Origin of the sequence: Streptomyces sp. NPDC048484 (assembly GCF_040651415.1) — a bacterium.
In the GTDB taxonomy this organism is placed as follows: domain Bacteria; phylum Actinomycetota; class Actinomycetes; order Streptomycetales; family Streptomycetaceae; genus Streptomyces.
This window is the reverse complement of sequence record NZ_JBEZJY010000003.1, coordinates 282,434-295,150: the sequence shown is the minus strand read 5'-3', so window position 1 is coordinate 295,150 and position 12,717 is coordinate 282,434. Positions and strand designations below refer to the sequence as shown.

General features: G+C 70.8%; 9 protein-coding genes. 5 read left to right on the top strand and 4 right to left on the bottom strand.

Features of this window, described 5'->3' with window-relative positions; translation table 11 throughout:
* Positions 1 to 2,040, top strand: coding sequence for a PQQ-dependent sugar dehydrogenase (locus AB0D14_RS04655; protein WP_362774605.1), 2,040 nt, complete (start codon positions 1 to 3; stop codon positions 2,038 to 2,040).
* 58 nt (positions 2,041 to 2,098) lie between these two features.
* Here the strand turns inward: AB0D14_RS04655 and AB0D14_RS04650 are convergent, their stop codons facing one another.
* The 4 genes from AB0D14_RS04650 to AB0D14_RS04635 all read right to left on the bottom strand — a co-directional run bounded on the left by AB0D14_RS04650 (position 2,099) and on the right by AB0D14_RS04635 (position 6,754).
* Positions 2,099 to 4,165 carry an iron ABC transporter permease gene (locus tag AB0D14_RS04650; protein ID WP_362774602.1) on the bottom strand — a complete coding sequence of 689 codons (2,067 nt, stop codon included), beginning with the start codon at positions 4,163 to 4,165 and terminating at the stop codon, positions 2,099 to 2,101.
* A 50-nt stretch (positions 4,166 to 4,215) separates the two neighbouring features.
* The gene (locus AB0D14_RS04645) at positions 4,216 to 5,205 is read right to left on the bottom strand and encodes an iron-siderophore ABC transporter substrate-binding protein (RefSeq protein ID WP_362774599.1); all 990 of its coding nucleotides are present in this window, start codon (positions 5,203 to 5,205) and stop codon (positions 4,216 to 4,218) included.
* Positions 5,202 to 6,089, bottom strand: a complete 888-nt coding sequence (locus AB0D14_RS04640; RefSeq protein ID WP_362774597.1) for an ABC transporter ATP-binding protein — start codon at positions 6,087 to 6,089, stop codon at positions 5,202 to 5,204. Before AB0D14_RS04640 ends, AB0D14_RS04645 begins: the two co-directional genes overlap by 4 nt.
* Positions 6,090 to 6,175: 86 nt before the next feature.
* The gene (locus tag AB0D14_RS04635) at positions 6,176 to 6,754 is read right to left on the bottom strand and encodes an MSMEG_1061 family FMN-dependent PPOX-type flavoprotein (RefSeq protein WP_362774594.1); all 579 of its coding nucleotides are present in this window, start codon (positions 6,752 to 6,754) and stop codon (positions 6,176 to 6,178) included.
* 337 nt (positions 6,755 to 7,091) lie between these two features.
* Here AB0D14_RS04635 and AB0D14_RS04630 point away from each other — a divergent pair, with 337 nt between their 5' ends.
* The 4 genes from AB0D14_RS04630 (at position 7,092) to AB0D14_RS04615 (ending at position 12,659) form a co-directional block, all read left to right on the top strand.
* A complete protein-coding gene (locus AB0D14_RS04630) occupies positions 7,092 to 8,387 on the top strand; it encodes a histidine kinase (RefSeq protein ID WP_362774591.1) in 1,296 nt (431 codons plus the stop codon).
* Positions 8,384 to 9,034 (top strand): response regulator transcription factor, encoded by a 651-nt coding sequence (locus AB0D14_RS04625; protein ID WP_362774588.1) that lies wholly within the window; start codon positions 8,384 to 8,386, stop codon positions 9,032 to 9,034. Before AB0D14_RS04630 ends, AB0D14_RS04625 begins: the two co-directional genes overlap by 4 nt.
* A gap of 208 nt (positions 9,035 to 9,242) precedes the next feature.
* Positions 9,243 to 10,010 carry an ABC transporter ATP-binding protein gene (locus tag AB0D14_RS04620; protein WP_362774682.1) on the top strand — a complete coding sequence of 256 codons (768 nt, stop codon included), beginning with the start codon at positions 9,243 to 9,245 and terminating at the stop codon, positions 10,008 to 10,010.
* Between the two features lie 117 nt (positions 10,011 to 10,127).
* Positions 10,128 to 12,659 carry an ABC transporter permease gene (locus AB0D14_RS04615; protein ID WP_362774585.1) on the top strand — a complete coding sequence of 844 codons (2,532 nt, stop codon included), beginning with the start codon at positions 10,128 to 10,130 and terminating at the stop codon, positions 12,657 to 12,659.
* Positions 12,660 to 12,717: the final 58 nt, after the last annotated feature.

Genomic DNA, 12,717 nt, shown 5'->3' with positions numbered 1-12,717 from the left:
ATGAAATGCTTCCGTCGGATCGCCGCGAGCACGGCCCTGCTGCTCGGTGCCGGACTCGTCCAGGCCGTGCCGGGGGCCGCCGCGGCGGCCCCCACCCGCTACGAGTCGGAGAACGCGTCATACGTCTCGGGCTCCACCGTGGACGACAACTTCCCCGGTTACTCCGGTACCGGATTCGTGAACACCCCGAACTCGGCGGGCAGTTACGTCGAGTTCACCGTCGACGCCGCCGCCGCGGGCAACGCGAAGCTCGCCCTGCGGTACACCAACGGCACGACGGCGGACCGTCCCGCAGACATCGCGGTCAACGGCTCCGTGGTCAAGGTCGGCTACTCGTTCCCGTCCACCGGTACCTGGTCCGACTGGACCACGGCTACGGTCTCCGTCCAGGTCGGCGCGGGCAGTAACAAGATCCGGCTCACCGCGACCGCCTCGGGCGGCCTGGCCAACACCGACTACCTCGACTTCGAACCCGCCTCCACCGACACGCAGGTCCCGAGCCGGCCGGGGCAGCCCAGTTGCTCGGCGGTCACCGAGGACGGGCTCACCCTGTCCTGGGGTGCCTCGACCGACAACGCGGGGGTGGTCGCGTACGACATCTACGAGCACGGCAACAAGATGAGCGAGGCCGCCGGCAGTGCGACCTCCAGGGCGCTGACCGGGCTGAGCCCGAACACCACCTACAACCTGACGGTCATCGCCAGGGACGCGGCCGGCAACGCCTCGCCCGCCAGCCCGGTCGTGGACTGCACGACCTCGAAGAGCACCGACACCACGGCGCCCAGCAGGCCCGGTACGCTGTCGGCCGCCGATGTGACCGCCACCGGCGCCGGGTTGAGCTGGGGCGCCGCGACGGACGACAAAGCGGTCGTCGGCTATGACGTACGCAGCGGCAGCACCGTCTACAAGACCGTCACGGGTACCTCGACCTCGCTGACCGGACTCGCCTGCGACAGCCCGTACACGCTGAACGTGGTGGCGCGCGACGCGGCGGGCAACGTGTCCGAGCAGAGCAACACCGTCTCGTTCACGACGAAGGCGTGTGTGACGGACGGCGGTGTCCCCTCGTCGATCGCCACCGTCTCCAGCGGCTGGACCATCCCCTGGGGCATGTACTGGATGCCCGACGGACAGACCGCGCTGGTCACCGAGCGGGACGACTTCCGGGTCTCCAAGGTGACCAAGGACGGGACGAAGACGCAGGTCGGGACGGTACCGAACGCCGTCACGACCAATGGCGAAGGCGGACTGATGGGGGTGGCGGTCGACCCCGAGTGGGCGACCAACCACTACGTGTACTTCATGCACACGGCGTCCGAGGGCAACCGGGTCGTCCGCATGACGTACAACGGCAGCTCGCTGACCGGCTACACGGTCCTCCTCCAGGGCATCAAGCAGAACCGTTACCACAACGGCGGCCGGCTCGTCTTCGGCCCCGACGGCTATCTGTACGTCTCGACCGGCGAGGCCCAGACGCCCGCCCTCGCGCAGGACAAGAACTCGCTCAACGGCAAGATCCTACGGATGACCAGGGACGGAAAGGCCGCCCCCGGCAATCCGTTCGGCAACTACGTCTACAGCTACGGCCACCGCAATCCGCAGGGTCTCGCCTTCGACCGCGACGGGCGTCTGTGGGAGGCGGAGTTCGGCAACAGTTCCAAGGACGAGCTGAACCTGATCAAGCCGGGCGCCAACTACGGCTGGCCGACTTGCGAGGGCACCTGTGACGTGTCCGGCATGACCAATCCGAAGAAGACGTGGAACGTTTCCGAGGCTTCTCCGAGCGGTATCGCCATCGTCCGCAACGTCATCTACATGGCATCCCTGCGCGGGGAGCGGCTGTGGCGGATCCCGATCACCGGTGACACGGAGAACGTCGGTACGCCGACGGCGTACTACGTGGGCTCGTACGGACGCCTTCGTACGGTCACCAAGGTGCCTGGCGCCGACCAGCTCTGGCTGTCGACGACGAACAGCGACAACAACGGAGGAGAGGCGGACGGCTCGGACAAGATCTTCAGGGTGAGTATCAGCCAGTAAGGTTCAGTAAGGTTTTCGAAACGCCTCCGGGGTGGGCCTGCGCAGAATCCGCTCAGGCCTACCGTCGGCTCCTCACCAGCAGATACAGGAAGTACGGCGTGCCGATCGCCGCTGTCATCAGGCCGGCGCCCAGCTGGGCGGGGGCGATGACCGTACGGCCGAGGAGGTCGGCCGTACCGACGAGGGCGGCGCCCAGGAGAACCGCCACCGGTACCACCCGTACGTGCCGTCGGCCCACGAGGGCACGGGCCGCGTGCGGTGCCACGAGGCCCACGAAACCGATGGTGCCGGCCGAGGCCACGGCGGTCGCGCTGAGCATGACGCCCACCACCAGGAAGCCGAGCCTGGCCCGGGACAGTCGCAGGCCGAGGAGCCGTGGTGTGTCCTGGTCCAGGGAGACCAGGTCCAGCTCGGTGCGCCGGACGACCGCGACGACGAGGCCCACCAGCAGCACGAGCGCGACGGGGAGGACGTCGGGCATGGTCCGGCCGTACGTCGAACCGGACAGCCAGGTCAGCGCCTTCGTGGCGTTGAACGGGTCGGTGAGCACGATCAGCAGGCTGATCAGCGCCGCGGTACCGGCTGCCACGCCGATACCGACGAGTACTAGGCGGTTCTGCTGGTAACCACCCCGGGCCGCCAGCCCGAAGACGACGACGGAGGTCACGGCGGCGCCCGCGAACGCGGCTCCCGCGACGCTCCAGGTGCCGGCGGCCGGCACGGTGGTGACGAGCAGGACGGCGCCCAGTCCGGCGCCGCCGGACACGCCGAGGACCCCCGGCTCCGCGAGCGGGTTGCGGGTCACGGCCTGGACCAGCGTGCCGGCCAGCGCGAGTGCCGCACCCGAGCACAGGGCGGCGAGCACCCGGGGCACCCTGGTTTCGAGGACGAAGGACACCGCTTGGCCGGCCCGGCCCTGCGCCCAGTTCGCGACGTCGCCGAGCAGGAGCTTGCTGTCGCCCAGCAGGACGCCGGCGAGCGTGACGCCGACGACCACGGCGACGAGGGCGACCACCGTCACCAGGAATGCCGTCCGGCTGGGGATGCGCAACCGGTCCGGCGCCTCGGCTCCGGACGTGTCCCGCAGTCGCAGGGCCATCGCCACCAGGAAGACGGCGCCGACCAGACTGGTGACGACGCCGGTGGGCACGGCGACCGCCGTGTTCGAGGGCACGAGGGCCCGTAGCAGCACGTCCGACCCCAGGACCAGGCCCGCACCGACCAGGCCCGCCACGGGCATGGCCGTACGGACACGGGAGAAGCCCCGGAGCCGGCGGGCGAGTGGACGCACCAGGGCCGGGGCGCACAGGCCGACGAAGCCGATGGGCCCGGCGAGGGTGACCGCCGCCGCGGACAGCAGCGCCGCCAGTACGACCACCGTCACACGGGTGGCACGGACCGGGACGCCGAGACCGCGTGCGGCGTCGTCACCGAGGGCGAGCGCGTCGACCCGGCGGGCGGTCAGCAGCAGGCCGACGAACCCGACCAGGGCGACGGGCAGCATCTGCAGGACGCCGTCGAAGCCGTTCTGGCTGATGCTGCCCTGGTTCCACTGGTAGAGGCCCTCGGTCTGCTCGGGGAACAGCAGGAGCAGGCCTTCCGTCACGGAGTTCAGGCCCAGTGCCAGCGCGGTGCCGGCGAGGACCAGTCGTACGGTGCCCGTACCGAGACCGGACAGGGCGAGTACGACGGCCGCGGCCAGGAGTCCGCCGGCGAAGGCGACGCCGGAGGAGACGAGCAGCGGGAGCGAGACGCCGGTGGCTCCGACCAGCCCGAGCGCCAGATACGAACCGGCGTTCACCGCCAGGGTGTCGGGGGAGGCGAGCACGTTGCGGCTGACGGCCTGCAGTACGGCGCCCGCCGCACCGAGTACGACGCCGACCAGGATGCCGGCGGCCATCCGCGGCAACCGGGAGGCGATCACGACCGACGAGTCGGCCGTGTCGGCCTGCCCGGTGAGGGCCTTGAACACCTCGGCCGGTCCGACGGCGGCGGTGCCCTGGGTGATGTCGACGACCGCGAGGGCCGCGACCAGGAGGACGAGCGCGGCCGTCGCCGCGGCCACGCCCGTCCAGGACGCTGCCGCCGACGGACGGGTGGCGGGGGTCGTTGCGGTGACGGCCATGGCTCCGTTGCTTCGTCTGCTGCTGCTTCGTCTGCTGCCTTCTGGGGCGTCTACTTCGTCAGCGCGTCGACGAGGGCGTCGATGTACGCCTCCATCGATCCGGGACCGCCGAACATCCAGATGCCGTCGGGCAGTCGGTGCACGTCACCGGCCTTCACGAACGCCAGGGACTTCCACACGGCGTTCTTCGCCAGCACGCCGGTGAACGGGGTGGCGCTCTTGTCGTCGTCGTTGCCGATGTAGGCGAACCGGGTGTCCTTCGGCAGGCCGGTGAGACCTTCGACGTCGGTGGTCCCGAGACCGTAGGCCGCGTCGCCCTTGACCTTCCAGGCGTTCTTCAGGCCGAGACGCTCGTTGACGCTCCCGAGGAGCGAACCACTGGTGTACGGGCGCAGGGAGACCTGGTTGCCGGTGACGTAGCCGTCGGCGAAGGCCAGCTCCGCGCCGGCGAGGTCGGCGTCGGCGAGGGCCTTCTTGCCCTCGGTGACCTTGGCCTCGAAACCGGCGCGGGCCGTCTTCGCCTTGTCGGTGGTGCCGGTGGCCTCGGCGATGAGGTCGAGGTTCTCCAGCATCTGCCCGATCTGGTCGGAGCCGTCGGCGGACTTCACCTCCAGCACGGGGGCGATCTCGCGCAGCTGCTTCAGGGCCGCGGCCGGCAGGTCGGAGGTGGCCACGACGAGGTCGGGCGAGAGGGAGGCGACGGTGTCCATGCTCGGCTCGCCGCGGGTGCCGATGTCCTTGGGCTCGTTCTGCAACGGGACGGCGGAGTCCCAGGTCTTGTAGCCCTTGACGTCGGCGGCGCCGACCGGGTCGACACCGAGGGTCACGAGGCTCTCGGTCACGTTCCACTCGGTGGCGACGACCTTGGTGGCCGGGCCGTCGAGCTTGACCTTCTTGCCGGAGCCGTCGGTGAGGGTGAGGGCCTCGGAAGCCTTGCCGGCCTTGTCGGTCTTGTCGGCGGCGGGCTCGGTGGTGCCGCACGCGGCAAGGGTGAGCGCCGCGGCGGTGGTGGTGGCCGCGGTGAGGAGGAGGCGTCTCATGTGGTGGTGCCGAGCCTTTCGGTTCGAGTGGTTCGAGTGGTTCGCGCGTGTCGGGTGTGGTGTCGGCCGATCGGGCGGGTGCGCAGCCGGCCGGTGAGAGGGTCCGCGTCGACGTCGATCCGGATGCCGTAGACAGCCGTGAGGCGTTCCGGCGTCAGGACGTCCTCGGGCAGGCCGTCGGCGACGATCCGGCCCGCTTCGAGCAGGGTGATCCGGTCGGCGATGGCCGCTGCCTGGTCGAGGTCGTGCAGGACGACTCCGACGGCGATCCCGTGATCGTCCGCCAGGTCGCGGATGAGATCGAGGAGTTCGATCTGGTAGCGCAGGTCGAGGTAGGTCGTCGGCTCGTCCAGCAGCACGACACCGGTCTCCTGGGCGAGGCAGCCGGCGAGCCACACCCGCTGCAACTGCCCGCCGGACAGGTGGTCGGCGCCCCGGCCCGCGAGGTCCGTGACACCGGTCAGCGCGAGGGCCCGGTCGACCGCGGCCGACGCGTCCGGGTCGGGGCGGCCGAAGCGGCCCCGGTAGGGGTAGCGGCCGAACTCGACGACGTCCCGCACGGTCAGTCCGCTGGGCGTGGGGCGGCCCTGGGTCAGCAGGGCCACGTGCCGCGAGAACTCACGGGCGCTCAGGGCGAGGCCGTCGGTGCCGGTGTCGATCCTGAGGGTGGCGTGGCGGGCCCGCTGCAGCCGGGCGATCGTCCGCAGGAGCGTCGACTTGCCGCTGCCGTTGGGGCCGACCAGGGCGGTCACCTCACCGGGCCGGAGCGCGACCGCCGCGTCGTGCACGACGTCGACGCCGTCGTACGACACGGTCACGCTCGTGGCCGACAGTTCATGACCGCGCAGACGCGGCGTGCCGGCTGTTTCTTCACCAGGTCTCACCTGACGAAGGTTAGCCTAACCTTATTTGCACTGGAGAGGGGGTGTCCGCATACCGGCCCCAACCCGCCGCATACCGGTTCAGCCTGTCAGTCGGCCTGCGGAGACCCCGGGTCCCACGACGCCGGGTCCCACATTCCCGAGCGACGCAGCGACGCCGGGCAGTGCAGGTATATCTCGTCGATCTCCAGGACCAGCGCGAGCGCGGGGCGCAAACCCTTCACGGTCATGGCCTCGAAGAACGGGGCGTCAGTGAGGATGCGGGCCCGGCCGTTGACCCGCAGGACCTCTTTGCTGCCCGGGATCAGGTACAGCAGCCCGGCATGCGGGTTGTCGAGGATGTTGTGGAAACTGTCGCCGCGCCGGTTCCCCGGCCGGTCGGGCAGGGCGAGCGTGCCGGAGTCGACGACGTGCGTGAAGCCCTTGGCGTCACCGCGCGGGGAGACGTCGCAGTTGCCGTGCGAGTCGGAGGTGGCCAGCAGACAGAAGGGCGAGCGGGCGATGATGTCCCGGTCCTGGTCGGCGAGCCGGTCGTGGACCTTCTCGATCACGATGGGCCAGGGTTCTCCCAGCAGCTCACGCAGTTCGGCGCTCGACCTCAGCTCTACCCAGCCTTCCTCGGTCACGGTGCCCGGCCCTCTTCCGGCGGTGTCGATCGTGTGCGGCAAGGCCGACTCCAAACATGCGTGCGTCCGGCGAGTACAAGTAGTTGCACGCAGAACGTTATCTGACGTCATTAGGTATGCCTTACCTGCGTGGTGTGCCCGGGGCAGCCGCGACGACACGGTCCCGCTCGGCCCGGGTGAACAGCCCCTCCGACAGCCACGTGTCGGCTAGGGCGCCCACCGCCCGTAAGGAAGTTCCGTTACGCGGCCCACGTACTGGACGCCGACGCGGGTGCGCGACGTGCGGCCCGCGCCCATGCCCATGCCCGTGCCCGTGCCCACCGACCCGCGCGAGGAAGGACGGGCGGTAATCGCTCCGTGGGTGCGTAGGGTGGCGCGGGTGCGAATATCTGTGTCCTCCGACCGGCGTGCCGGTTACCGAAGTCGGCCGGGTCGGATCCTGATCTCGGCGCTGGCGCTGGTGTTCCTCTTCTCCGTCTATGACGACGTGCGGGCACGGATCATCTTCGACCCGGCCCTCGACACGGAGGCCTTCGTCGGGGACTGGGTGCCGGTCTGCTCCGGAGCCCTGGCAGGGGCGATGGCCGTGCTGGCACTGATGCGCGACTCCCGATGGGTCCCGCGGGTCGCGCTGGTGGCCTGCGCCGGCACCTTCGTGGCCACGGTGGCCTTCCACCTGCTGCCGGTGAACATGGTGACCAGCGAGAGCAGCGGCAGCGAACTCATGGGCCTGATGGTCCTCCTCGCCGTGGCGGTGCGCCGCTGCACGCCCCGGTGGGCCCCGGTGGTCGTGGCGGCCTTGGGCATCAGCGTGTTCTCCGTGCCGGTGCTGCGGGACTCGGATCCCGGCGACTTCTCCAGCAGCACCGTGCTGGAACTGGCCCTGGCCTTCGTCTGCGGCCTGGTGCTGCGCCTCCACGACGTCCAACAGGAACGCACCGGACAACTGGTCCGGCAGGAGGAACGGCTCGCGCTCGCCCGCGACCTGCACGACACCGTGGCCCATCAGGTGACCGCGATCGTGGTGCAGCTGCAGGCCGTGCGCCATGTCACCGGCCGGGGCACCCCCGACCCGCGGATGCTGAACGAGATGCTCCAGGCCGTCGAGCACGCGGGCGGCGAGGCGCTGACGTCGATGCGGCGTCTGATCGGTTCGATGCGCGGTGACGAGACCCCGCGGCATCCGGAGAACCTCGGCGAACTGCTGACCCGCATCGTGGACGAGACACGGGCGACGGGACTGCCGATCCGGCTGGACCTCGGACAGGAGCTGCCGGGGGACGTCCCCGCGGAGGTCACCGGCGGACTGAGCCGCGTCCTGCAGGAAGCCCTGACCAACGCGCAGCGCCATGCGCGCGGAGCGCGGTCGGTGGACGTGTCCGCCCGGGTCGCGGCACGCCACGCCGAACTGGTCGTCGAGGACGACGGACAGGGCTCTCCGTCCGGACACCGCGGCAGCCTCGGACGGCTCGGCGGCGGCTTCGGCATCATGGGCATGCGGGAGCGGGTCGAGCTGCTCGGCGGCGCCTTCGAGGCGGGGCACCGGCCCGAAGGCGGGTGGCGTGTCTACGCCTCCGTACCGCTGCACCCCGACGAGTCTTCACGGAACGCCCCTGCACGCGGGCGGCACGCCGTACGACCCGGGTCGCGGCTACGGGAGGGCAGGACGGCATGACCATACGCATCCTTATCGCGGACGATCAGTATCTGGTGCGGGCCGGGTTCCGCATGGTGCTGTCGGCCGAGCCCGACATGGAGGTGGTGGCCGAGGCCGCCGACGGGGCCTCGGCCCTGACACTGGCCCGCGAGACGAGGCCGGACGTGTGTCTCGTGGACATCCGGATGCCTCCGCCCGACGGTCTGGAGGTCACCCGCCGACTGGCCGGCGGCGGTCGTCCCGGAGCGCCGAAGGTGGTCGTGGTCACCACCTTCGACCTCGACGAATATGTGTATACGGCGCTGTCGAACGGAGCGTCGGGCTTCCTCCTCAAGGACGCCGGTCCGGTGCTGCTGACCGAGGCCGTCCGGTCGGCCGTCCGCGGGGACGCCATGGTCGCCCCGCAGATCACCCTCCGCCTGCTGCAGCACTTCACCAAAGCGCGGCGACGCGGCGCATCCGAGCCGGCCGAACCGCTGACCGACCGCGAGGAGGAGGTCGTCCAGGGCGTCGCCCGCGGACTGACCAACCCGGAGATCGCCACCGAGCTGTACATCGCGCCCAGCACCGTCAAGACCCATCTGGGGTCGGTCCAGGCGAAGCTGGGCCTGCGCAACAGGGTCGAGGTCGCGGCCTGGGCCTTCCGCTCGGGTCGTGCCGAATAGCGATCGCGTCGTAGGAGCGGTCCGGCGGTCGTTGCGGTCGGGCCGGAACGCCGGCCCCGCGGCGATCTCCCCCGATCGGTGGATGCGGTACCGGACGTTCGGGGGATCCGCCGGCGGGCGGCCGAGCGGGAGGCTCATGGAGGTCGCCATCAGCGGCGACACCCTCTGCCACGAGGGGCAATCCATCAAGCGTCCACCGAGGATCGGCATGCACGCAAACCTGCCCCCTTCCGCTCCGGAGAACTACGCGGCCCATGCCACCGACCTGACGAAGGTGTACGGCACCGGGGACACCCGTGTGGTGGCCCTCGACGCGGTCACGGTCGGCTTCGTCCAGAGCCAGTTCACCGCGATCATGGGTCCCTCCGGATCGGGGAAGTCCACCCTGATGCACTGCATGGCCGGTCTCGACTCGCTGTCCTTCGGGTCGGTCCGCCTCGGTGACACGGAGATCGGCTCCCTGAACGACCGTCAGCTCACCCGGCTGCGCCGCGACCGCATCGGCTTCGTCTTCCAGGCGTTCAACCTGCTGCCCACCCTGAGCGCCATGGAGAACATCACCCTCCCCATGGACATCGCGGGCCGCAAGCCGGAACGGGCCTGGCTGGAGAGCATCATCCAGACCGTCGGCCTGGCCGACCGGCTCGACCACCGGCCCGGCCAGCTCTCCGGCGGCCAGCAGCAGCGCGTCGCCGTCGCCCGCGCGCTGGCCGGGCGGCCCGACATCGTCTTCGCGGACGAGCCCACCGGCAACCTGGACTCCCGCAGCGGGGCCGAGATCCTCGAGTTCCTGCGCGGCTCCACGAGCGCGCTGGGCCAGACCGTCGTCATGGTCACCCACGACCCCGCTGCCGCCTCCTACGCGGACCGCGTCGTCTTCCTCGCCGACGGACGCATCGTCGACGAACTCCACGCGCCCACCGCCGAGGCCGTCCTGGAGCGCATGGGACGCCTGGCACCCGCGCACCAGGTCTGACGCCCACGCCACGCCTGACGTCCGCTCACCGCGCCTGACGCGCGTACGCCCCGCGCCTGACGCGCGTCCCGCTCCCCGAGCACCCCTCCCCCGGCACCCCCCCCCGGAAGGCCGCCCGTGTTCCGCACCGCCTTGCGCAACGTCCTCGCGCACAAAGCCCGCCTGCTGATGACCATGCTCGCCGTTCTGCTCGGCGTCGCCTTCGTCGTGGGCACCCTCGTCTTCACCGACACCGTGGGCAACGCCTACAAGGAGCGCTACCTCGCCACCCTGCGCAATGTCTCGGTCCAGGCCACACCGCCGTTCAACGAGAAATCCGGCGAGTCCGGAACCGTGGGGGAGGACACGCTACGGCGCCTGCAGCGGCTGCCCGGCGTGGCGTCCGTGACCGGCTCCGTCGAAGGGTTCGCCGCCGTGGCCGCGAAGGACGGCCGCCCCCTCGGCGAGGACAACGTGGCCATGGCGGGCAACTACTTCCCCCAGGCCGACGGCAAGGACGACCGCCACCCGCTGACCACCGGACGCGCCCCCACCGGGCCCGACGAGGTGCTGGTGGACACCAGCACCGCCGACCAGGGCGGCTACAAGGTGGGCGACACCGTTCGGCTGGCCATCGACGGACCTGTGCTGCACAAGAAACTCGTCGGCGTCGTCCGCACCGACGACACCTCCGGATCCGGCGGCACCGCGGTGTACTTCGACGACGCCACCGCGCAGAAACTGTTGCTGAAGCCGGGTCAGTACGACGGCTTCTCCCTCGTGGCCGAGCGCGGCGCCTCCGAGCAGCGGCTCGCGGCCGAGGCGCGCGACCTGCTGCCCAAGGGCTCCGAGATCAGCACGGGGGCGCAGTTGCGCGAGCAGCAGCGGGCCGAGGCCGCCGAGGGAGCGGACGGACTCAGCCAGGTGCTGCTCGTCTTCGCGGCCATCGCCCTGTTCGTCGGCATCTTCGTCATCGGCAACACCTTCACCATGCTGGTCACCCAGCGTTCGCAAGAGGTGGCCCTGATGCGGGCCGTCGGCGCCGACCGCCGTCAGGTGACCCGTTCCGTCCTCATCGAGGCCGCCCTGCTGGGGCTGAGCGCGGGGGCCGCAGGGTTCCTCCTCGGTATCGGCGTGGCCATGGGCATGCAGCAGCTGTTCGCGTCCACCGGATCCGGCATCCCCGACGGGCCGTTGGTCATCGCTCCGGGCACCGTGCTGGTCTCGTTCCTGGTGGGTGTCGTCGTCACCATGCTCGCCGCCTATCTGCCGGCCCGCCGCGCCGCCTCCGTGCCTCCCGTGGCCGCCCTGTCCACGCTCCACACACCCCCGCCTGCCCGCAGTCTCCGCAGGCGCAACGCCATGGGGGTCGCCGTGATCGTGATCGGTGTGCTCGGCGTGGTGTTCGCGGCGTCCAGCGGCGAGCAGGGCCGCACCATCGTCCTCTTCCCGTCCGCCCTGCTGCTCATCGGCATCATCGTGGTGACCCCGGCGCTCTCCGGTCCGGCCATCGCCCTGGCCGGGCCCCTCCTGCGCCGTTTCGGTGTCCCGGGCACACTGGCCCCGCGCAACGCCCGGCGCGATCCCCGGCGCACCGCCTCCACGGCCTCCGCCCTGATGATCGGGCTGTCCATGGTCACCGGCCTCACGGTGGTCGCGGTGTCCGCCACGACATCGCTGCACCAGCGGGCCGAGAACACCGTCACGGCCGACTTCGAGATCTCGTCGAGGAAAAGCGACTACCTGCCCGCGTCGGTCCACGACACCCTGGCGAAGTCCACGGCCGTGACCTCCTTGAGCCCGCGGCGCCAGAGCGTCGTCCGGATCGGCGGCAACGAGCTGAACCTGAGCGGTGTGGACGCCCGGAGCATCGGCGACCTCCTCGACCCGAGCTTCGCGTCGGGGTCGCTCGCGGCACTGGGCGCGGGCGGCGGCAAGAACCTGCTGATCGACACCACCACGGCCGACACCTACGGACTGGCCATGGGCCGGCGGGTTCCGGTGGTCTACGGCGACGGCAGCCGGGACACCCTGCGGATCGGCGGCATCTACCGCAACGACGAATTCCTACCGACCACCATGATGCCGCTCGCCACCCTCCAGCCCCATCTGAAGGAGATCGAGGACAACTCGGTCCTGGTGCACACCAAGGACGGCGACGGCGAGACGGTACGGCGGTCCCTGGAGCGCGCACTCGACCAGAACCCCCTCATCCGGCTGCGGGACACCGCCGACCTGGCCGATTCCGCCGGTGGCGAGGCCATCACCCTGCTCCTCAACATGCTGTACGGGCTGCTGGCCATGGCCGTGGTGATCGCCGTCCTGGGAGTCGTCAACACCCTCGCGATGTCCGTGTTCGAGCGCACCCGTGAGATCGGGATGCTGCGCGCGGTGGGGCTCCAGCCCGAGCAGACCAAGCGGATGATCCATCTGGAGTCCGTCCTCATCTCGCTGTTCGGGGCCCTTCTGGGCATCGGCGCGGGCATCTTCCTCGGCTGGGCCGCGGGCAGGCTCGCCTCCGACAGCATCCAGGGGTACGAGATGATGATCCCCTGGGGCCGCATCGCCGTGGCCCTCGCGGGCGCCGCACTCGTCGGCGTGGTGGCGGGACTCTGGCCCGCCCGCCGGGCGGCCCGGCTCAACGTCCTCACCGCCCTCAAGGCGGACTGAGGCGCGCGGGAGTGCTCCACACCCGGGCGGCGGTCAGACTGGTTCCACCGCCGCCACG

Excerpts from the sequence above, each read along its gene's own strand:
- AB0D14_RS04620 (WP_362774682.1), top strand. The coding sequence starts at position 9,243 with ATGCACGCAAACCTGCCCCCTTCCGCTCCGGAGAACTACGCGGCCCAT.
- AB0D14_RS04645 (WP_362774599.1), bottom strand. The coding sequence starts at position 5,205 with ATGAGACGCCTCCTCCTCACCGCGGCCACCACCACCGCCGCGGCGCTC.
- AB0D14_RS04650 (WP_362774602.1), bottom strand. The coding sequence starts at position 4,165 with ATGGCCGTCACCGCAACGACCCCCGCCACCCGTCCGTCGGCGGCAGCG.
- AB0D14_RS04655 (WP_362774605.1), top strand. The coding sequence starts at position 1 with ATGAAATGCTTCCGTCGGATCGCCGCGAGCACGGCCCTGCTGCTCGGT.
- AB0D14_RS04625 (WP_362774588.1), top strand. The coding sequence starts at position 8,384 with ATGACCATACGCATCCTTATCGCGGACGATCAGTATCTGGTGCGGGCC.